This window comes from Lactobacillus sp. ESL0681 (assembly GCF_029392835.1).
Taxonomy (GTDB): domain Bacteria; phylum Bacillota; class Bacilli; order Lactobacillales; family Lactobacillaceae; genus Lactobacillus.
On sequence record NZ_CP113943.1, the window covers coordinates 1,027,504 to 1,049,833 of the forward strand.

A 22,330-nucleotide genomic window follows, 5' to 3' on the forward strand; every position below is an offset into this window, starting at 1 on the left:
CTTCTAAATTATTTATTTTGCTTGATAAAATCGCATAAAGCTGCAACTTTATCTGTTTTTTCCCATGGTAAATCAATGTCAGTTCTACCAAAATGGCCATAAGCTGCAGTTTGCTCATAAATTGGCCGCTGTAAGTCAAGCATTTTGATAATTCCTGCTGGACGCAGATCAAAAATTGTTCTAACCGCCTTAGTTAGCAATTCGTCACTTACTTTACCGGTCTTGGCAGTGTCAATCATTACAGAAACCGGATGAGCGACTCCAATTGCATAAGCAAGTTGCACTTCGCAACGTTCAGCTAACCCTGCAGCTACAATATTTTTAGCAACATAACGTGCTGCATAGCTAGCGCTACGATCAACCTTAGTCGGATCTTTACCTGAAAAGGCACCACCGCCATGACGTGCATAGCCACCATAAGTATCCACAATAATTTTGCGACCAGTTAAACCAGAATCACCTTTGGGTCCACCTATCACAAATCGACCTGAAGGATTGATTAAGAATTTTGTCTGCTTATCAAGATACTTAGCAGGAATAACTTGCTTAATTACCTGCTCAATCATCGCTTGCCTAATTTCTTTATTTGAAATTTGATCATCAGTTTGAGTTGAAATCAGTACAGTATCTACCCGTTGTGGCTGATTTTGTTCATTATATTCTACTGTTACTTGCGCCTTGGCATCTGGACGTAACCACTTCAAAGTATCATCTTTACGCAATTGTGCTACCTGTTGCATTAGGCGATGCGCAAGTGAAATCGGTAACGGCATTAACTCAGGCGTTTCTTTAGTCGCAAAACCAAACATTAACCCTTGATCACCTGCACCTATTTGATCAAGTTGATCCGTATCAACTTTTTGCTCACGAATTTCAAGCGAATTATCGACGCCCTCGGCAATATCCGGTGATTGCTCATCAATATCAACTAATACCGCACAATTATTACCATCAAAACCAAGTTCTGGCTTATCATAACCAATCCGTAAAACCGTCTTACGCACAATTCCCTGAATATCAACATATGCGCTAGTCGATATTTCTCCAAAAACGTATACGATACCCGTAGTAACGATCGTTTCACAAGCCACATGGGCATCAGGGTCTTGCCTAATAATTGCATCCAAAATCGCATCTGAAATTTGGTCCGCGATTTTGTCAGGATGTCCTTCAGAAACCGATTCTGAAGTAAACAATCTTTTTTCCATAATAGTCCCCCTATATAGACAATAGCTATTCGGTTACAAGGCATCTCCACTTCAATGTGGATCCTCTCAGGACTTGAACCGATAATATATTTCGTTCTGAATTATACCATATAAAAAAGACTACCGATAACCGATAGTCTCAGAACGATGGAGGATACAGGGCTCGAACCTGTGACCTCCTGCTTGTAAGGCAGATGCTCTCCCAGCTGAGCTAATCCTCCAAAGTGACCCGTACGGGATTTGAACCCATGTTACCGCCGTGAAAGGGCGATGTCTTAACCACTTGACCAACGGGTCATAATTACAATATTTTGAATTTAATAACCAAATCCATGAGTAATGGTGGTGCAATTACTACACCACCACTACTCAATGGAGGATACAGGGCTCGAACCTGTGACCTCCTGCTTGTAAGGCAGATGCTCTCCCAGCTGAGCTAATCCTCCAGTCTACCACTTCAAAACATAATAGCATAATAATTATGTATTGTCTACTTCAATTAGCAAATAAGCGACAAACATAATACGGAGTGTGAGAGATTTGAACTCTCGATACAGGATTAACCCATATACATGATTTCCAATCATGCTCCTTAAGCCACTCGGACAACACTCCAACGCGCTCCGGCTGACAGACTCGAACTGACGACATCTTGATTAACAGTCAAGCGCTCTACCAACTGAGCTAAGCCGGAATATTAAAAAAGCACGGCAACGTCCTACCCTCGCAGGCAGTTTCCCACCAACTACTCTCGGCGTTAAGAAGCTTAACTTCTGTGTTCGACATGGTTACAGGTGTTTCCTTCTTGCTCTTGCCACCGTACTTTTTATTCTCTTTGAGTTTTTACACTCAAAACTAAATATAATCTACTCTTTTTACCGTTCCACTCTCTTTCCAAATTGCACTCGCTTTTGGTCAAGTCCTCGACTGATTAGTACTAGTCCGCTCCAAGTATCACTACTCTTCCACTCCTAGCCTATCTACCTCATCGTCTTTGAGGTGTCTTACTACTTTACGTATGGGAAATCTCATCTTGAGGGGGGCTTCGCACTTAGATGCTTTCAGCGCTTATCCCTGCCATACTTAGCTACCCAGCTATGCCTTTGGCAAGACAACTGGTACACCAGCGGTATGTCCATCCCGGTCCTCTCGTACTAAGGACAGCTCCTCTCAAATTTCCTACGCCCACGACGGATAGGGACCGAACTGTCTCACGACGTTCTGAACCCAGCTCGCGTGCCGCTTTAATGGGCGAACAGCCCAACCCTTGGGACCTACTACAGCCCCAGGATGCGACGAGCCGACATCGAGGTGCCAAACCTCCCCGTCGATGTGAACTCTTGGGGAGATAAGCCTGTTATCCCCAGGGTAGCTTTTATCCGTTGAGTGATGGCCCTTCCATGCGGTACCACCAGATCACTAAGCCCGACTTTCGTCCCTGCTCGAGTTGTCTCTCTCGCAGTCAAGCTCCCTTTTACCTTTACACTCTATGAATGATTTCCAACCATTCTGAGGGAACCTTTGGGCGCCTCCGTTACTCTTTAGGAGGCGACCGCCCCAGTCAAACTGCCCGTCTGACACTGTCCTAAATCTCGCTTAGAGATCCTAGTTAGAGTAGCCATCAAACAAGGGTAGTATCCCAACATTGCCTCTGATAATACTAGCGTACTATCTTCTCTGGCTCCTACCTATCCTGTACATGTTTAACAGCTACCCAATATCAAATTGCAGTAAAGCTCCATGGGGTCTTTCCGTCCTGTCGCGGGTAACCCGCATCTTCACGGGTATTATAATTTCACCGAGTCTCTCGTTGAGACAGTGCCCAAATCATTTCACCTTTCGTGCAGGTCGGAACTTACCCGACAAGGAATTTCGCTACCTTAGGACCGTTATAGTTACTACCGCCGTTTACTGGGGCTTCAGTTCGAACCTTCGCTTGCGCTAAGCTCTCTCCTTAACCTTCCAGCACCGGGCAGGTGTCAGCACCTATACGTCGTCTTACGACTTTGCAGATACCTGTGTTTTTGATAAACAGTTGTTTTTGGTATATTCACTGCGGCTGGTTCTTACACCAGCACCCCTTCTTCCGAAGTTACGGGGCTATTTTGCCGAGTTCCTTAACGAGAGTTCTCTCGCTCACCTTAGTGTTCTCCACTCGACTACCTGTGTCGGTTTGCGGTACGGGTACATTAGCTCTCACTAGAAGCTTTTCTTGGCAGTGTGACTACTTCACCTTCGCTACTTTTATTTCGCTCCTCATCACGTCTTGTGATTATCGAAAGTAAGCATTTGACTCACTCTCTCACTTAACGCTTGAACATGGCTTCCAGCGCCATGCGTGCTTCACCTTCTGCGTCCCTCCATCGTTATTAACGATCTAATGCAGTACAGGAATCTCTACCTGTTGTCCATCGGCTACGCCTTTCTCGGTTTACCTTAGGTCCCGACTTACCCTGGGCGGACGAGCCTGCCCCAGGAAACCTTAGTCTTTCGGCGGATAGGATTCTCACCTATCTTGCGCTACTCATACCGGCATTCTCACTTCTAAGCGCTCCACTTATCCTTTCGATTAAGCTTCTCCGCTCTTAGAACGCTCTCCTACCACGCATTACTTTCATAATGCATCCACAGTTTCGGTACTATGCTTAGCCCCGGTAAATTTTCGGCGCAGCGTCACTCGACTAGTGAGCTATTACGCACTCTTTTAATGATGGCTGCTTCTAAGCCAACATCCTAGTTGTCTACGCAACTCCACATCCTTTTCCACTTAGCATAGATTTTGGGACCTTAACTGGTGATCTGGGCTGTTTCCCTTTCGACTACGGATCTTATCACTCGCAGTCTGACTCCAGTGCGCAGATATCTGGTATTCGCAGTTTATCTGAATTCAGTAACCCTTGACGTACTCTTCGTCCAAACAGAGCTCTACCTCCATTATCTTTTCTCGCACCAGGCTAGCCCTAAAGCTATTTCGGAGAGAACCAGCTATCTCCAAGTTCGTTTGGAATTTCACCGCTACCCACAACTCATCCCCGCAATTTTTAACTTACGTGGGTTCGGTCCTCCAGTGCGTTTTACCGCACCTTCAACCTGGTCATGGGTAGGTCACTTGGTTTCGGGTCTACATCAAATAACTCCTGCGCCCTTTTCAGACTCGCTTTCGCTACGGCTCCGTCCTTTTATGACTTAACCTTGCTATTTAACGTAACTCGCCGGTTCATTCTACAAAAGGCACGCCATCACCCTTTAACGGGCTCTGACTACTTGTAAGCACACGGTTTCAGGTTCTCTTTCACTCCCCTCCCGGGGTTCTTTTCACCTTTCCCTCACGGTACTGGTTCACTATCGGTCACAAGTGAGTATTTAGCCTTACGAGATGGTCCTCGCTGCTTCAATCGGAATTCCTCGTGTTCCGACCTACTCAGGATACTGCTCAGCGTGCTTGAAATTTCGCTTACGGGGCTCTCACCTTCTCTGGCTTATCTTCCCAGATAATTCTGCTATCTCTTACACTACCTTTATTGCAGTCCTACTACCCCAAATGATAAATCATCTGGTTTGGGCTCTTTCCGTTTCGCTCGCCGCTACTATGGAAATCGATTTTTCTTTCTCTTCCTGCAGCTACTTAGATGTTTCAGTTCACTGCGTCTTGCCCTTATTAGCTATGTATTCACTAATAAGTAATACAATTTCTTGTATTGGGTTCCCCCATTCGGATATCTCCGGATCTCTGCGTACTTACCGCTCCCCGAAGCATTTCGCTGTTTGTCGCGTCCTTCTTCGCCTTCTTGTGCCTAGGCATTCACCGTGCGCCCTTCTTTTCTTGACCTTACCTTTAAGATCTTCTCTCTCGGTCGCTCGTGCAATCTGTTTTTCTCTTTGATTGTTTCTCGGTTTTTTCTAGATTATATTCAGTTTTCAATGTCCTAACTTGAGGTACTACCCTCAAAACTAAACAATGTCTTCGTTTCTGTGTGCTTCCTTGCTCCTAGGCTTCTTTTAGTATTCCTACTCTCCACCTATTCGCTCTTCCTTAGAAAGGAGGTGATCCAGCCGCAGGTTCTCCTACGGCTACCTTGTTACGACTTCACCTAATCATCTGTCCTACCTTAGACGGCTGACTCCTTACGGTTATCCTACCGGCTTTGGGTATTACAGACTCTCATGGTGTGACGGGCGGTGTGTACAAAGCCGGGAACGTATTCACCGCGGCATGCTGATCCGCGATTACTAGCGATTCCAGCTTCATGCACTCGAGTTGCAGAGTGCAATCCGAACTGAGATTAGCTTTAAGAGATTCGCTTGCCTTCACAGGTTCGCTCCTCGTTGTACTAACCATTGTAGCACGTGTGTAGCCCAGGTCATAAGGGGCATGATGACTTGACGTCGTCCCCACCTTCCTCCGGTTTGTCACCGGCAGTCTCATTAGAGTGCCCAACTTAATGCTGGCAACTAATAATAAGGGTTGCGCTCGTTGCGGGACTTAACCCAACATCTCACGACACGAGCTGACGACAGCCATGCACCACCTGTCTTAGTGTCTCCGAAGAGAACGTCATATCTCTATGATTTGCACTAGATGTCAAGACCTGGTAAGGTTCTTCGCGTTGCTTCGAATTAAACCACATGCTCCACCGCTTGTGTAAATTTCGTCGTCAATTCCTTTGAGTTTTAACCTTGCGGTCGTACTCCCCAGGCGGAGTGCTTAATGCGTTAGCTGCAGCACTGAGAGGCGGAAACCTCCCAACACTTAGCACTCATCGTTTACGGCATGGACTACCAGGGTATCTAATCCTGTTCGCTACCCATGCTTTCGAACCTCAGCGTCAGTTACAGACCAGAGAGCCGCCTTCGCCACTGGTGTTCTTCCATATATCTACGCATTCCACCGCTACACATGGAGTTCCACTCTCCTCTTCTGCACTCAAGAAATACAGTTTCAGATGCAATTCCTCAGTTAAGCTGAGGGCTTGCACATCTGACTTGTCTTCCCGCCTGCGTTCGCTTTACGCCCAATAAATCCGGACAACGCTTGCCACCTACGTATTACCGCGGCTGCTGGCACGTAGTTAGCCGTGACTTTCTGGTTGATTACCGTCAAATATATAGCAGTTACTCTATACATCCTTCTTCACCAACAACAGAGCTTTACGATCCGAAAACCTTCTTCACTCACGCGGCGTTGCTCCATCAGACTTGCGTCCATTGTGGAAGATTCCCTACTGCTGCCTCCCGTAGGAGTTTTGGTATCGTGTCTCAGTCCCAATGTGGCCGTTCAGTCTCTCAACTCGGCTATGCATCATTGCCTTGGTAGGCCTTTACCCTACCAACTAGCTAATGCACCGCGGGTCCATCCTTTAGCGACAGCTCGAAAGCCGCCTTTTATAGCTTGATCATGCGATCTTACTTCTTATTTGGTATTAGCACCTGTTTCCAAGTGGTATCCCAATCTATAGGGTAGGTTACCCACGTGTTACTCACCCATCCGCCGCTCGCGCTTTTAGCTTCCTACCCGAAGGTATTCTGTTAAAATTGCTCGCTCGACTTGCATGTATTAGGCACGCCGCCAGCGTTCGTCCTGAGCCAGGATCAAACTCTCATTTTTATCTGTTTGTTTGAATGTTTGCTCATTCGTTCTCCAAGATTTGCATCTCGGATTTATTTGCTTGCGAAATTGACTTCGCTCTTGTTTTGGGCTTTTACACCCGCACACTTTTGCGAAAACATTGTTCAGTTTTCAAAGTACTACCTGCTGCTTATAGCAGCGCTTTTCTATTTTAGCAGACGGTTTTGATCTTGTCAATAACTTTCTGCTCTTTATTTCTCGCTAACCTGATTAAGCTAACCAGCTCTCTCAAGCGCAAGTAATACTTTACCCTCTTTTGCTTTCTTCGTCAAGTTTGACTATTTGTTCGCTAATTAGGCTAATTAGTAACTTAAAAAGTTACGATTAATCCTTTTTAAAACGGATATCTTTGATTAAAAACAATTTTGTTGATGTTATTATTCGGTATTAAGTGCTTTCAGTATAAAATTTTATTCAAAACTTTTTCTAAAAAAATAAAAAAAGAGATCATAAAAGATCTCTTTTAGCTTTATATCAAGCTTGGTTGCTTAACAATTTTTTTCATGCCATTCATATATGGGACTAAAACTTCCGGTACAGTTACTGTACCATCTTCATTTTGGTAATTTTCTAAAATAGCTGCAACTGTCCGGCCAACCGCTAGTCCAGAACCGTTAAGTGTATGTGCTAAATGCAGCTTACCATCTTCCGCGCGGTAACGAATTTGCGCACGCCTTGCTTGGAAATCTGTACAGTTCGAACAGCTAGAAATCTCCCGATACTTTTCTTGTTGAGGCATCCAGACCTCTAAATCATAAGTTTTAGCACTAGTAAAACTAGCATCCCCAGTCGCTAGTGCAACAACGTGATATGGTAAATCTAGTTTTTGGAGTAAGCTTTCTGCATTATGGGTCAATTTATCTAACTCTTCCCATGAATCCTCAGGCTTACATACCTTAACCATTTCTACTTTACGAAACTCATGCATTCTAATTAAACCACGCGTATCACGCCCAGCCGAACCAGCCTCACTTCTAAAAGCTGGAGAAAGGGCAGTTACATTAATTGGCAAACGATCTTCATGGATAATTTCATCACGGAAATAATTAACCAATGGTACTTCTGCTGTTGGAATTAATGTCAGCTCTAATTCCTTTTCGGGATCATCATTATCAACAATCGTATAGACGTCTTCAGTGAATTTCGGAAATTGTCCAGTTCCCTGCATTGATTCTTTATTAACTAAATATGGAGGAATAACTTCTGTATAACCAGCTTTGGTATTTTCATCCAAAAAGAAGTTAAAAACTGCACGCTCTAATAATGCACCGGCACCTTTATAGTAGACAAAGCGTGCACCAGAAACTTTTGCTCCACGATCCCAGTCTAAAATATCTAAATCAGTTCCGATATCCCAATGTGCTTTTGGTGTAAAAGCCAATTTAGTCGGTTCATGCCATTTACGAACTTCCTCATTATAATCTTCATCAGGACCAACTGGTGCAGAATCGTCAGGAAAGTTTGGTAGACGTAGCAATATATCATTCTGCCTTGTAGTTAATTCATTAACTTTAGCGTCTAACTCTTTAATTTGGCTGCCAGTTTCGCGCATCTCTGCAATCGCCGCAGAGGCATCCTCTTGATTGCGTTTAGCTTGAGCAATTTTTTGAGAAACAGTGTTACGTTTAGCCTTTAACTGCTCACTTTCATTCAAACTCTGGCGCCGATCAGCATCGATGCCAATTAATTCATCAATTTGTTCAGGCTTAATACTACGCGTAGCTAGTTTCTTCTTAGCCCAATCCGGATTATCTCGAATTACCTTAATATCTAACATTTTTAACCTCCACAAAAAAAGAGCCAACTCATCCCTAAATCTTGGGACGAATTGGCTCTTGCATCGCTTCGCGGTACCACCCAGTTTCAGTTGTCATTACCACAACTGCACTCAATTAGCTTGGGCGATAACGGTGCCGCAAACCGTGCAATGATTAGTTGCCCACAATTGAAGTCTGGAAACGACGTCTATTCGCTCACACCACCCGCGAATTCTCTGTATATAGTCTTAGGACTCCGTGTTTTTATTTATTTTAAGCCATTGCGCTCTTTCAAGCAAATAATATTTCACTTGATTAGTAAAATAATTTTTATCAGTTGGCTGACTGGCAGTATAAATATACTTAAAGCCTAACTTCTTCAACAACTTTTGCGCACGTAAGTTGCTGTTAAACGTACCAGCCCAGATTTGAGTTTGAGCTAACTCTTTAAAAAAATAATTAAATAATACCCGCAGAGCCTGAGTCATATAACCATGCCCTTCGTAATCTCTATCTAATAAAAAGCCAACTTCTTTAGTCTTAGCCAAATCACCAGATTCACCGCGTGAATACAACTCAACTATTCCAATCAACTGATCATCTGTCTGCAAACATACCGCATAACTATTATCTCGCTGTTGATACTGCTTAATCGCAGTTTTGGCTTCAAACAAACTGGCATAGTGAGCAAAACCTGCTGTCTTGCGATAATGATCATCTTGCCCCCACTTAAGCAGAGTTGCTGCATCCGTATCAGCAAATTGCCGCAAACATATGTCTGCCATCACTTGCCTACTAACTTGAGCAGCCAGTCCATGCCAAACATTAAAGCAAAGCTATATGCCGCAATCGTCCACGGTTTACCCAAAATAATAATCCAAAAGTACGTTGAGAATTTCATCTCGGTTAATCCGGCTAGTAAACATAAAACATCATCTGGTGCCATCGGCGCTACAATACAAATACCGAAGAACCAGTTGAATTTATGCTGGTCTTTAGTCCATTTCATATACTTTTCAAGAGTCTTTTCAGAAACAATATGCAAAATAAATGGTCGACCATAATAACGCGCCAAAAAGAAATCAATAATTGAGCCAATGCAAACGCCAATGTAGTTATAAATAAATCCCGCAATTGGTCCAAAAAACACAACTCCTCCAAGTAGGGAAACACCTCCAGGAATAATCGGAAACACTACTTGAACAATTTGAATTAACACAAAAATTACAGGACCAATAATCCTTTTATCTGCTAAATATGCACGCATCTTTGCTTGATTAGTAAAAATTCCTAGCTTATACCAGTAAATGCATAAAAGAATAATAATGATTCCGCTAACAATAGTTAAGATGTTAATCAAACGGCGACTGGCTTTAGGTGACAGCTGCATAAAAAACCTCCCTGACTTTTAAATTTTATTCTACCAAAAATCACCTTGATATAATTGCTTTTTAGCACATTAAGGATAATAATTACCATAATTTAAGAATATTAATTAGTAATTATCCGGAGGATATAAAATGGATATTTGGCAAAAATTATATCAAGCAGCCAAAGTTGAATACCACCCGCAAGACGTTACTCCCTTTATTTATGCACATAATGTCGTCAGTGCGCTTGAAGCTGCAGACGGTCAAATTTTTGTTGGTTTTTGTATAGAAAGCTGCAGTGGTGTACTTGATCTTTGCGCTGAACGAGTCGCCGCATTAAATATGTATGTTAACAGCGGACAAACTCAAATTAAACGAATCATTGCCTTTCGCGATCAAGCTCCTTCGGGCAGTGGGTCTGGCATGCCTTGTGGAGCGTGCCGCGAATATTTAATGCAATTGGATGAACGAAATCGCAATTTAGAATTTATGGTCGACTACCAAAAACGCCAAACAATCACCCTTAATGAACTAATGCCTAATTGGTGGGGCAATGAACGATACCAGTCTGCTAAACAAAAATAGTAAGGAACTAAAGTCTATGATCAAAGTTGAAAATAATGTTGTTTATGATGAAGCAAACCAGTTAACGTGTGATATTTACAGCCCTAGTGACACAACTATTGCCCATAAAGCCCTAATCTTTTGGCATGGTGGCGGTTGGATTCGCGGGGATAAACAAGACGTTAAAAACTTAACTACTGCCATAGTTGCACAAGGCTTTACCACCTTTGTCCCTAATTATCGACTCGCACCTAAAAACACTTTTCCAGCTGCTCACCACGATGCCATTAATTTTGCTAACTGGCTGCTAGAATCAAAATATATTAGTCAAGAAACCCTGAGCATTGCTCAAATAGGTGCCAGTAGCGGTGGCACCTTAGCCTTGCAACTTGCTGGTATGTTCGGTTTTCCAACCGTAACTTGGTCAGCACCTGTTAACTTTTCAGATTGGCTAAAAAATCACAGTAGTACAAAACCGGCGCTTGACGCCAAGAATAAACTCGGCTTAACTGACCAGTCAGAAATTAATAATTGCTTCTATAAATATTTCACCTTAACTTATGCCGGCAGCAATGATTGGCAAAAGCTCACTAAGCTAGACGCTAAGTCCTATAATTATCAAAACTTAGCTGACCTACTAATGTTTAACTCAGCTGCCGAATTAACCCCACTTACAGACGTACTTGACTTTATTGATAGTCTAGCTAGCCAAAATCATGGCGTAACCTTACAAATAATTCCCGGAGATAAACACGCTATGGCCTATGCAAGTCAATACCTGAGTGCTTCCCTATCATACTTAACTCGCAGCCTACAAAAACTTAATAATTAGTAAACTTGAGCTAATTACTAAAGTTAATTTTGATAGCGTTTTATAATATGTTTAGTAATCTAAAATTAACATGATTTTTAATGAGGTACAAGATGGCAAAATATCAATCAATTAATCCGTACACTAATGAAACTTTTGCAAACTATTCATACTCAACCAATAGCCAAATTGACGAAGCAATCAATTTGGCAAATGCACTGTACCATAAGTGGCAGCACGAACAACCCCAGAATCGGGTTGAGATTTTACACCAAATTGCTAAGACCTTGCATGAACATGAATCCGAGCTAGCCGAAATAATGACCCGTGAAATGGGCAAACTAATCGGTGAAGCTAAGGGTGAGGTTGAACTCTGTGTTCAAATCTGTGAATACTATGCTAATAATGGGTTAAAAATGTTAAAGCCGCAAAAAATCGATTCTGCCTTGGGTAATGCTTATTATCTCAAGCAAGCAACTGGCGTAATTATCGCTTGTGAGCCATGGAATTTTCCTCTTTATCAAGTGATTAGAGTCTTTGCTCCTAATTTCATCGTGGGCAATCCAGTATTACTCAAGCACGCTCACAACGTACCAGGTTCAGCCGCATTGACTGCTAAACTTATTAAGCAAGCTGGAGCTCCTGAAGGGAGCTTAATCAACCTTTATCCAAGTTATGACCAATTAGACGATATTATCGCCGATCCACGCGTTCAAGGAGTGGCTTTGACTGGCTCTGAGCGTGGCGGGGCTTCCGTTGCTGAAAATGCCGGTAAAAATCTGAAAAAGTCAACTATGGAATTAGGTGGCAATGATCCATTTATCGTTTTGGCAGATGCTGACAAGCAAGTTTTACAAACTACCTTGCATGCAGCAAGAACTTACAATGCAGGACAAGTATGTACTTCTTCTAAACGAATTATTACCGTTAAATCTCGCTACGAAGAAGTCTTACATGAGCTTAAATCCGCATTTGCTAATCTAAAAACTGGCGATCCGCTCGATCCAGAAACTACTTTAGCACCGCTTAACTCACAAGATGCTAAAGAAAAATTAACTAAACAAGTTGAGCGAGCAATTGCAGCAGGGGCTAAAGTATTCTATCAATATCCTGAAATTGATAGTGATGGTGCTTTCTTTAGGCCGATTATTCTAACTGACATTGACCAAAATAATCCAATTTTTGATGAAGAATTATTCGGTCCTGTCGCTATGGTCTACCAAGTTGAAGATGAGGACGAAGCAATTGCCTTAGCAAATAACTCTAGCTATGGGTTAGGTTCATCAATTATCAGTAGCGATATCGCACACGCCCAAGAATTAGCTGCACAAATCGAGACTGGAATGACCGTGATTAATGGCACCTGGATTTCCTCTGGTGAATTGCCATTTGGTGGTGTTAAAAAGTCAGGTTATGGTCGCGAACTAAGTGAATTGGGAATGATGGCTTTTGTTAATGAACACTTAGTCATCGACTTAAAGCAGTAAAAAATATGTAACTAAAAATACTGGACTTGCAAGTCCAGTATTTTTTATTGTCGTTTTTTAATTAGATTATAACAAGTAAGCCCTGTTGTCATCACACTAGCAAATATTAAGAAATAGATCGAAGTTCTAAATGACACTACATAAACAACTAGCTGACTTGTAACGTGATTAAACAACCCAACATTAGCCCTAGCATCAGTTGACAAGCGGAAAAGCAAATAAAGCAAAAATACAGATTCAATTAATGAAATCATAAAGGCTAACCATTGAGCTTTTTTCGTATTTCTTAGCGTATTGCGCATAATTATCAAAGGAAAAATAATTAACAAAACCCAGATTAAACACAACTGGATCCCAATATAAACCGTTGTACTATTTCCAAACATCCGACCCACTAGTCCCATAAAGACTTTCGTTAACGAAACTTTATCCACTGAACCTGACGTGAATAGAACTACTAAACTAATCAATGCCGTTAAAATAATTGAAAGTTGAACATAATTGACCGGTTGTTTAACTATATCTGAATCAGATTGTTCCGATTTAGGGTGACGCTTTTGTCTACCATCCTCAATTTTATTAAAAAAATTCGAACCAAGTTGATTGGCTTTCTGCGTTAACCGCTCATCAACTGTATAACGTTCAATTCGATCTTGTCTAGCACAAACCCAGAATAGTGCAAGCAGCAGCAAACAAAAACACAGCCAGCCAAGACCACGAGAAAAGCTCATGACAATCAACAACATTATTCCAACTAAGAATACAATCATACTATTTTTATGAATCCAAAGAAGCATCTTCTTTACAGTTGAGTTTTGTTTTTCAGGGTAGAATTCTTGCCGATAAATCTTCCGACTAGCAATTTTCGCTCCTGCATGCTCATCTTCATATTTTTCCTGTTCATATTGATCTGAGAAAAATGTATCACGATATTTTTGCACATTAAAATGACAATTAGGACAAATTTCAACATCATCTGTGATTTGCCTACCACAATTGGGACAAGTAGTCATAGCTTAAAACTCCTTAATCTTTATATGTCAGTGCCGTTTTAAGTTAATGATAAAGCAAAACCATAGTTTTACAAGTTGAAATTATAATTCTAACTAAAAAGATTACCAATTTACTATTACATAAATCAGTAATCCCTTTTCTTTAATTATTTATTTTTTCGACTCTTTTTTCTAAAAGTTGGTTCATACGTCAGCTTAATAGCTGCTGGCAAAATTAACGGTAAGATAAAGACTAAGATAATCAAGCCAATGATTACTGCTAACGCAACTTCGATTAATGTTGGTACACCTGAAGGAATTAGTGCCGCAAAGGTTCCACCCAAAATAATTGCTGCAGAAACCACAACAGTCCCAATCACTCCACAAGCCTTTAAGATACGTTCGCTTAATTTGCCATGATCTAGACTGCGATATCGTGTCATTAAAAAGATACTGTAATCAACACCTAAGGCAATCAGCATAATAAAGCTGAAAAACGGTGTATTCCAAGTTAAGGTATTATTGCCTAAAATTGCTTTAACCAGCCATTCTGTAATTGATAATGAACAGAAGTAAGCTAATAATAATGTTCCTAAAATATATACTGGCTGCAATAATGATTTAGTAACAAAAATTAAGGCAATACCAATTCCCACCAGCATAATTGCAGCAGTCTTAACGAAATCATCACTGGCTATTCGCTTAGTATCAGCAATTTTAGCACTTTCACCGCCCATGGCAACTGTCGCCTTATCAAGACGTGTTCCTTGCAAGGATTTCTGCGCCATCAAGCTTAAGTCTTGTACTCTGCTAACCGCGCGATCAGCACTTGGATCTGAATTAAGCACTACCATGAGCATTGCCGACTTCTTATTAGGGCTAAGATATACTTTGATCGAATTCTGGAACATATCTGTTTTGAGATATTCTTGTGGAATGTAAAAAGTATCAGCCGCACTAGAACTAGCTAGTCCAGTTAAATAGGCTGCTCCTTGGCCTAATCCGCTATTGACCTCATCAACTCCAGTAGTAATTTTCGGTACACCGGTAGCCAATTGTCCTGCCCCGGTACTTAATTGTCCGGTACTAGAGTTGAGTTGACCAACACTACCTGCTAAATTAGCTGCTCCAGAACTTACCTGATTAGCCGCTGCAGCAAGACTACCGACACTTGACTGTAACGATCCATTCGCATTACCAGCCATCGATTCATTTAAAGCTGCATTTGCCGCTTGCATAACTGCTGCTTTCTGCTGCTTAGTTAGGCCAGGTACACTAGATAAGTTTCTAGATAAACTTTTACGATACACCTCAGCTTGAGTATTCGAGCCTTGTGAGCTATTGGTCAGTTGTGAATTAAGCTGGTTCAGTCCACTTGTAAGCTGCTGACTGCTATTCTGCAATTCAGTTGCACCTGCTTGCAGTGAACTAGTACCACTCTGCAGTTGATTAGTTCCAGTCTGCAGTTGATTAGCACCAGTAGCTAACTTTTGACTAGACTTGCTTACTTTACCTAAACCAGTTCGAGCATCATCTACACCATTATTGACTGTATTTAATTGGTTATTGACATACAACTGCTGAATGTTTTCACCATAAGGTTGGGTAACCGAAGTTGCAAACGCCACTCCTTTAGAAGCCTGCAATTGTCTGGTTAGCTGATCGATTATCTTTAAATCAGCTTCATTATCTAAACGGTGATTACTCTTAATATATAAAGTTGATGGCTCTGCCATTCCAGCTGGGAAATGCTTTTTAACAACTAACATCCCTGCTTTAGCAGGATTATCATTACTAATTTCAGCTGTATCATCATAATTTAAATGGCCCGAATATAATAGAGCAAACGGTGCCGCTACTACTGCCAAAATCAGCAAATAAATTATAGGATGCGCTAAAGAACTTTTAGCAATCCCATGCCACATCTTATTTTCATGTTCTTTAGGAATTTCTTTAACTGGCCAGAACAGCTTGTCACCTAAAACTGCCATGAAGAATGGATTCAAAGTTAGCAATACTAATAACAATACTGCTACTCCCACTGCCACTCCTACTGCTGATTGGTAAATCGAAAATTTTGCTAATCCTAAAGCAGCAAAACCAATTAAAATTGTCGAACCTGAAAATAGGATTGTTTTCCCAGCAACTTTGAGTGCATCTTTCATTGCCTGATAACGAGTTTGACCCTTACCCAGATTTTCCTTAAATTTGTCATAGAGCAAGATATTATAATCTGTACCTATCCCAAATAAGACAATAATCATGAAGACTTGGGTAAAGTTAGAAAATGGAAAATTATTGTGTTCAACTAGGTTAGTTACAAGAGAAAACGAGGTAATAAATGCTAGCCCAACAGTTAATAATGAAACCAACGGTACAATTGGTGATTTAAAGACTAAAACCAAAACAATAAAAATAAAAATTACTGTGATTAGCTCAGTCTTTTTGATTCCTTCTTGAATTGAATCAGAAAAAGCATTCTGTAAAACGTCCGCTCCAGTGACATACGTGCTAACTCCAGTAGTCTTGACAGCATTAGTTAATTGCTCTTCGACTTCATTAATTGCCGCATGCTTTTTAGCCACATTAAGCTGCATTACCCAAGTAGTATTATCCTTAGATTGTAATCGTTTCTTGGTAGCAATATTTTCATCAGGTGCTAACACCTGCTTAATTCCATACTCAGACTGATGTTCTTGTAAATTAGCAACAGTATGATTGATCGCCTGCTTATCGGCTTGCGTCAATTTACCTTTTTGCTTATTAAATACGACAGCAATCTGGTAGGTGTTTTTTTGTTTTGGACCCCAATCTGTTTGAATTGATTGAGCTACCTCACTTTGAACATCTTGGGGTAACGAAACTCCAGAATGTTGCCGTGTTAACCCCGTAATATTAGGTAAGGCTATTAGCGAAACCACCAAAATCAAAATCCATGCAATTAGCGAAAAAACATGATTCTTTACTAGTTTTTGCAATCTACTTTTCCTTTCTATATCCGCAATTATGCTTGCGATTGAACTAACTGTAAAATTAACTCATGATAACCACGATCAGCTTCAGCTGCGCTCTCCTTAGTAAAAGATGCAGACACATCCAAAAAAACATAACCTAAAACTGCACCAATTAGTGCGTGGAGCGAAACTTTACTATCACCACGAATATTCAACTTCTCAGCTAACTCAATTATCTTAAGAATTTCTTGATTAATTGCGTCGTCTTGCTGATATTCATTTAAATGATACAGGATACTGAGTAATGCTTGATCGGTCAAGATAAAGTTACGCACAATATCCGCAAACTTAAGCAGTGCCTCAACACCAGAAAAACCTAGTAGGTTTTCAATTAATTTTTGGCTCAACAACTTAATTCGACTTGCACCAACCAAAGATAATAATTGCTTGCGTCCCGAAACATAATGATACAACGACTGCGACTTAACTCCTAACTCTTTAGCAAGACTTGGCAAAGTTAGCGCCGCTAACCCGTGTTGATCAATCAGTTCAGTTGCTTTAGCAATCAACTTGTCTAAGTTTAAGTCCCGCTTTTTGACCAATATTAATCAGCTCCTTTTAGTACCTGAATAATATAGCACTACAATTAGAAGAAAACAATTTACACTTTGTAAATTATATTTAATTAAAGAAGTCAGCGACGGTCTTGCTCAAGCGTGTCAGTTTGCGAGCGCTATCACTCCAAACACTAAGACAATAAGTATGACCACCTCTTTGTACTAAAATTACGGCCGCCTTCTTATCACCAATTGCATACACCGTGCCATTAATTCCAGAAGCCAGTTTAGGCTTATGCTTAGTCGAATTAAGCGATCCTAGAGCCAAATTGGCATGTTGTCGGTCAAGGGTTTTATTTTGATAAAGATCAACCATAATACGAGCTAAATCCGTTGCAGTTGTCTGAGAGCTAAGTTTTGTTTTGGTGTGCTTAATACTCGTATCAGTTGCTCCCATCTGCTTAATTACTGGCGCAATCTTAGAGCCAACTTTACGCATTAAAACATTAGTGGCAGTTTGATTACCTTGAAGCATCGCTTGCTTCAGATAAGTAACACTATAAGCAATTCCTGCGCTAAGCATTTTTTCCCCCTTAACGCGATCAGCTTTTTTAACTTTAAGTACACTATGCCCAGAAAGATTCCCATGTTGTTCTTGATAATAAATTGTTACTAATAAAAATAGCCGACTGCTTACCTTGGCTTGATGTGGCTTAGATGTATTAGCAACTTGTGCAAATTTGGGTGAATTCAAATCTTGCAGGCAAACTTGATAACTATCATTCTTGCCCATTATCTGACTAATCTTTTTAGCCCAATCTGCTTGACTACCCTTTTTAACTTTGACTTCACTTGGATACTCCATCCCAGCTACTTTAGGTTCAGCCTTAGACTTTTTATTTTTACGTTTAACTACACTACTTCGATTATGATCAATTACTTGCAAACTTGCATGACCCAGCTGCTTAATGTTAGCCGTATACAGCATAAACGCGAACAGCGTCGCTATTAATGAACCAATGATTACCTTATTTTTCATCTTTTATGTCTCACCTCAAAACATATGGTGTCGCTTCATCAAGAAGATTAACCAAGCCATTAAAATAATGGCGAATATGGTAATCACTATCCAATCTGTTGAACTGTGATCGACTGGCAAGCTAACGTTCATTCCATAAAAACCCGTTAAAATTGTCGGAATTGTTAAAACTAATGACCACACAGTCAAGAACTTCATCGTATCATTCAGGTTATTATTCATCATATTATTGGAAGTCGCTGACAAAGTCTTAGTCACTTGCTGCGAAATTTTCACCATTTCAGAAGCCTGATTTGATTCAATTAAAACATCATCGAGGCGTTCTCTAGCATACTTAGTAAAATCCAATTCTGATATTTTTAAGCTGTGCAACATCATCAAGTCAGTCTGAATTGAACTTGAAAGGTAAACCAAACTTTTTTCAATGTTAGATAACTCAACTAAGTCATGATTGTCAATATCGTCTGATAATTTTTGATCTAAGCCATTACGTTCAACATCTAATTGAGTAATCGCTCTTTGAAAGTATTGTGCTGCTGAAAGCAAAAATTTCATTAACAATTCGGTAACATCCTCTGCCCTGGACAGCTTATTACGCATTAACCGATCATTAAATTCCTCAAAAACATAGCTAGTTGATTCTGTATGGAAGGTAAAAATGTTTTCACCCGAAACCAGAAAAGTAATTGGATGCGAAGTAAAATGTTTAATGCTTTTACTGGGCCAAATCGGCACATCATAAACCAGCAAGTGAATCTTAGTGTGGGTATCATAATCATAGTGTGGTCGCTCGTGTCGGTCGGAAATATAAGAAATCATGTCTGGGGTAAAATTAAATTCATCCTGGAGTTTTCGACTATCTGCCTCACTTAAGTTGTTGATATCATACCATCTATATCTAGTTTCGATGGGAAAATTTTGTTCTTTAATCATCATTTTCACCCCTTGAATAAGTTATCCATTGACTAAATCAAATTAGTTTTCGCACTTCTATTATCTTACCATTCAAGCTCAAAACGACAAATAAAAAACAGACAATTACGTCTGTTTTCAGTAAATAATTTCTATTGTTGCCAAGCGGCATCAAATTTAGTTTTGCCAGTTTTAATAGCAGTCTTCATGTTCTGCTTTTTCTGAGCAGCTGATAAGATTGATTGCATAATTGGCTTTAGCTGGCTATAAGTTGCTCCAGCATTTTTAATTACTGGCACACTATACATCGCATTAGCTTTAGTAATAGTTTCTAACTTAGCTGGCAGTTTGAACTGACTGTCAGTCTTATAGGTAGCGGATTTAGCAACCTCTGTATTAACTGGCATATAACCTGTGGCCCTAGCCCATTTAGTTTGACTCTTTTTAGAAGACAAGAACTTCATATATTTAAAAGCTGCCGACTTTTGCATAGCACTAGCATGATCAAACATATAAATATCTGTCCCCTGCTGCATTGTATATTTACTTGGCCGCGGTGCAACTTCATATTTAAAGCCCTTTTTGGCTGCCTGCTTAATCCAAGTTTCAGTTGAAGACGACGTTACCATCATGGCTAGTTTTTGATTAGTAAATGGAATATATAGATATTTATCTGAACCTGGCATTCTAAAGTAACCAGCTTTTTCACCATCGGCAAAGTAATTAATCACTTGCTTAGAGTCTGTACCCGCAAAATTAATTTGCTTAGAAAAGTTCTGACCAGCATTTTTCATTCCTAAGACATAGTAATTATCTAAATTATCAAAGCCGGCTCCAACCACCTGATGATGACTCTTACGATAGATAGTTTGTGCCACCTGTTTTAATTGCGCCATCGAGCCAGGCACTTGCTTAATGCCATATTGCTTGAGCATCTTAGGATTATAAATCAGCAGCTCAATCGACTTATTAAAAGGAATCCCATACTGGACACCATTAATTTTGGCACCATTCAGTAAGTCTTGCTTAATGTTACTTGGTTGCTTACCCCAACCAACTTCTTCGTTCTTCATGTAAGGACTAAGATTAACCAACATTTTATTTCTGGCTGCACTTTCTAGCCAATCTGGATAAGCCTGCGTAATCGTTGGCAAATCCTTAGGCGATTGCATTGTCGAATTAAGCTTGGCTTGCAAATCAGTGTACGCACCTTGCTGCTCTAGTTTAACCTTGATTTTAGGATTTTGCTGTTCGAATTGCTTAGTTAAATCCCTAAGAGTTTGCTCCTGCTGTCCCTGCATTCCATGCCAGAAAACTACCGTAGTTTTTTTAGTAACTTTGGGAATTGCTTGTGAATCAGAAGTAGTTTCCTGCTTAGAACAAGCCGCCGTCCCAATTAAAGCCGCAGCCATTACCGTTAAGACAAGTAGCTTTTTACCGAATTTCATTTTATATTTCCTCCAAAATGGGATTAATCTCTAACAATTAATCACCAGATATTAAATACTTGTTAATTTTATAACAAGGTAAATAAAATAGCAACTAAATTTTGCAGTAATATCCGTGTTATTTGCATTTTTTTACCATTTTTTTAATTAAAGTTCGTCTTTTGTACAAAAATATAGCTAAATCGATAAATTCGTTCCAATTATCAAGTATTAAATCAAAAAGCAGACCTGTCTTTAAATAGACAGGTCTGCTTTATTAGTAAAAATACTTATAACTTAGTTTTATTGTTTCCAGGCAGCATCAAATTTCGCTTTACCAGTCTTAATGCTGTTATCAACATTCTGCTTCTTTTGAGCAGCAGACATAATGTTTTGCATAATTGGGTTCAGCTGACCATAAGCAGCTCCAGCATCTTTAACCACTGGCACACTATACAGATGCTTCATTGCACTGCCAAGCTTGGCTGGCAATTTAATCTGCTGGTTGTCCTTGTATTCCTTAGAATTAACCACTTGTTGGTTAACTGGAATATAGCCAGTCGCATTAGCCCACTTGAGTTGGCTTGATTTTGAAACTAAGAACTTAATATAACTAAATGCTGCAGACTTTTGGGTAGCACTAGCATGATTGAACATGTAGATATCAGTTCCCTGTTGCATGGTGTATTTACCGGGACGCGCGGCCACATCATAAGTAAATTTTTTACCAACACCTTGCTTAACAAAACCTTCTCCAGCAGAAGTACCAATGTACATTGCGACTTTTTGGTTGGCAAATGGTCCAGAAAGATAATGCTCTGAGCCTGCTACTCGGAAGTAACCTTTCTTAACCCCATCAGCGTAGTAATTGATAACCTTCTTAGAAGTATCACCGGCAAAATCAATCTTCTTAGAAAAATCAACGCCCTCATTCTTCATCCCTAAAACATAATAGTTAGATAGTGAGTCAAAGCCAGCACCAACTACCTGATGATGACTCTTCTCATAAATAGTCTGGGCGGCTGTTTGCAACTCTGCCATAGTTGTTGGCGCCTTCTTAATGCCATACTTCTTAAAAAGATCGGCATTATAAGTTAAAGTTTCAATTGATTTGTTAAACGGAATCCCATACTGGACACCGCCAATTTTAGCACCATTTAGCAATGCCGGCTTAATATCAGATTTCTGACTGCTTCCCCAACCAAGTTTTTGATTGTTGATGTATGGCTTCAAGTCGACCAGTAATTTATTTTTCGATGCCGTATATAACCAGTCAGGATATGCTTGGGTAATCGTTGGCAAATCTTTAGGTGATTGCAACGTCGAATTAATTTTGGCTTGCAGATCGCTATACGCTCCCTGATTTTCTAATTTGACTTTGATTTTAGGATTTTTCTTTTCGAATTCCTGTGTCAATTGCTTTAATGTCTGCTGCTGAACCCCAGTCATGCCATGCCAAAAAACGATATTAGTCTGTTTGGTAATCTTGGTCGGAATTTTATCCGCACTTGATGATGACGAAGAACTATTGCCATTAGAACACGCTGCTGTTCCTAGCAAGGATAAGCCAATTGCAAATACAGCTGCAATTTTTCTACGAAACTTCATTAGGTATATACCTCCAAA

At 40.4% G+C, this 22,330-nt stretch carries 14 protein-coding genes, 5 tRNA genes, 3 rRNA genes and 1 riboswitch; of the genes, 3 read left to right on the plus strand and 19 right to left on the minus strand.

Annotated elements, in window-relative coordinates; all coding sequences use genetic code 11:
- Positions 1-8 precede the first annotated feature (8 nt).
- The 12 genes from metK to OZX59_RS05005 form a co-directional block, all read right to left on the minus strand.
- Positions 9-1,208: a methionine adenosyltransferase gene (gene metK, locus OZX59_RS04950; RefSeq protein ID WP_277124858.1), complete on the minus strand. Its 1,200-nt coding sequence runs from the start codon at positions 1,206-1,208 to the stop codon at positions 9-11.
- Positions 1,206-1,292, minus strand: a riboswitch (SMK box riboswitch). Its footprint overlaps the gene before it by 3 nt.
- A 64-nt stretch (positions 1,293-1,356) precedes the next feature.
- A tRNA-Val gene (locus tag OZX59_RS04955) sits at positions 1,357-1,429 on the minus strand.
- A 4-nt stretch (positions 1,430-1,433) separates the two neighbouring features.
- Positions 1,434-1,505: transfer RNA gene (locus tag OZX59_RS04960), tRNA-Glu, on the minus strand.
- 76 nt (positions 1,506-1,581) lie between these two features.
- Positions 1,582-1,654: transfer RNA gene (locus tag OZX59_RS04965), tRNA-Val, on the minus strand.
- A 79-nt stretch (positions 1,655-1,733) separates the two neighbouring features.
- Positions 1,734-1,823 (minus strand) — tRNA-Ser (locus OZX59_RS04970).
- Between the two features lie 6 nt (positions 1,824-1,829).
- Positions 1,830-1,902, minus strand: a tRNA-Asn gene (locus OZX59_RS04975).
- 11 nt (positions 1,903-1,913) lie between these two features.
- Positions 1,914-2,030, minus strand: a 5S ribosomal RNA gene (gene rrf / locus OZX59_RS04980).
- Between the two features lie 89 nt (positions 2,031-2,119).
- A 23S ribosomal RNA gene (locus OZX59_RS04985) occupies positions 2,120-5,037 on the minus strand.
- A gap of 208 nt (positions 5,038-5,245) precedes the next feature.
- A 16S ribosomal RNA gene (locus OZX59_RS04990) occupies positions 5,246-6,813 on the minus strand.
- Together the 16S, 23S and 5S rRNA genes with 5 tRNA genes alongside form the textbook arrangement of a ribosomal RNA operon.
- Positions 6,814-7,303: 490 nt before the next feature.
- Positions 7,304-8,611, minus strand: coding sequence for a serine--tRNA ligase (serS, locus tag OZX59_RS04995; RefSeq protein WP_277124860.1), 1,308 nt, complete (start codon positions 8,609-8,611; stop codon positions 7,304-7,306).
- 228 nt (positions 8,612-8,839) lie between these two features.
- The gene (locus OZX59_RS05000) at positions 8,840-9,376 is read right to left on the minus strand and encodes a GNAT family N-acetyltransferase (protein WP_277124862.1); all 537 of its coding nucleotides are present in this window, start codon (positions 9,374-9,376) and stop codon (positions 8,840-8,842) included.
- On the minus strand, positions 9,376-9,981 hold the full coding sequence (locus OZX59_RS05005; protein WP_277124864.1) for a TVP38/TMEM64 family protein: 606 nt from the start codon (positions 9,979-9,981) through the stop codon (positions 9,376-9,378). The genes OZX59_RS05000 and OZX59_RS05005 overlap by 1 nt, the downstream gene beginning before the upstream one ends.
- 130 nt (positions 9,982-10,111) lie before the next feature.
- Between OZX59_RS05005 and OZX59_RS05010 the strand changes: the two genes are divergently transcribed.
- From OZX59_RS05010 to OZX59_RS05020, 3 genes are all read left to right on the plus strand, one after another.
- On the plus strand, positions 10,112-10,546 hold the full coding sequence (locus tag OZX59_RS05010) for a cytidine deaminase (RefSeq protein ID WP_277124866.1): 435 nt from the start codon (positions 10,112-10,114) through the stop codon (positions 10,544-10,546).
- Between the two features lie 16 nt (positions 10,547-10,562).
- Complete coding sequence (locus OZX59_RS05015) at positions 10,563-11,357, plus strand: alpha/beta hydrolase (RefSeq protein WP_277124868.1); 795 nt, start codon at positions 10,563-10,565, stop codon at positions 11,355-11,357.
- 92 nt (positions 11,358-11,449) lie between these two features.
- Positions 11,450-12,823: an NAD-dependent succinate-semialdehyde dehydrogenase gene (locus tag OZX59_RS05020; protein WP_277124870.1), complete on the plus strand. Its 1,374-nt coding sequence runs from the start codon at positions 11,450-11,452 to the stop codon at positions 12,821-12,823.
- 44 nt (positions 12,824-12,867) lie between these two features.
- On the opposite strand, the gene OZX59_RS05025 is transcribed toward OZX59_RS05020, so the two are convergent.
- The 7 genes from OZX59_RS05025 to OZX59_RS05055 form a co-directional block, all read right to left on the minus strand.
- A complete protein-coding gene (locus OZX59_RS05025; RefSeq protein ID WP_277124872.1) occupies positions 12,868-13,836 on the minus strand; it encodes a zinc ribbon domain-containing protein in 969 nt (322 codons plus the stop codon).
- A gap of 146 nt (positions 13,837-13,982) precedes the next feature.
- The gene (locus OZX59_RS05030) at positions 13,983-16,793 is read right to left on the minus strand and encodes an MMPL family transporter (RefSeq protein WP_277124874.1); all 2,811 of its coding nucleotides are present in this window, start codon (positions 16,791-16,793) and stop codon (positions 13,983-13,985) included.
- Positions 16,794-16,819: 26 nt separating this feature from the next.
- Positions 16,820-17,371: a TetR/AcrR family transcriptional regulator gene (locus tag OZX59_RS05035; protein ID WP_277124876.1), complete on the minus strand. Its 552-nt coding sequence runs from the start codon at positions 17,369-17,371 to the stop codon at positions 16,820-16,822.
- A gap of 79 nt (positions 17,372-17,450) precedes the next feature.
- Entirely contained in the window at positions 17,451-18,365 is a 915-nt protein-coding gene (locus OZX59_RS05040) for a serine hydrolase (RefSeq protein WP_277124878.1), read from the minus strand.
- A gap of 15 nt (positions 18,366-18,380) precedes the next feature.
- The gene (locus OZX59_RS05045) at positions 18,381-19,298 is read right to left on the minus strand and encodes a magnesium transporter CorA family protein (protein WP_277126992.1); all 918 of its coding nucleotides are present in this window, start codon (positions 19,296-19,298) and stop codon (positions 18,381-18,383) included.
- Positions 19,299-19,429: 131 nt separating this feature from the next.
- A complete protein-coding gene (locus OZX59_RS05050) occupies positions 19,430-20,725 on the minus strand; it encodes an extracellular solute-binding protein (protein ID WP_277124880.1) in 1,296 nt (431 codons plus the stop codon).
- 282 nt (positions 20,726-21,007) lie between these two features.
- On the minus strand, positions 21,008-22,312 hold the full coding sequence (locus tag OZX59_RS05055) for an extracellular solute-binding protein (protein ID WP_277124882.1): 1,305 nt from the start codon (positions 22,310-22,312) through the stop codon (positions 21,008-21,010).
- Between the last annotated feature and the right edge of the window lie 18 nt (positions 22,313-22,330).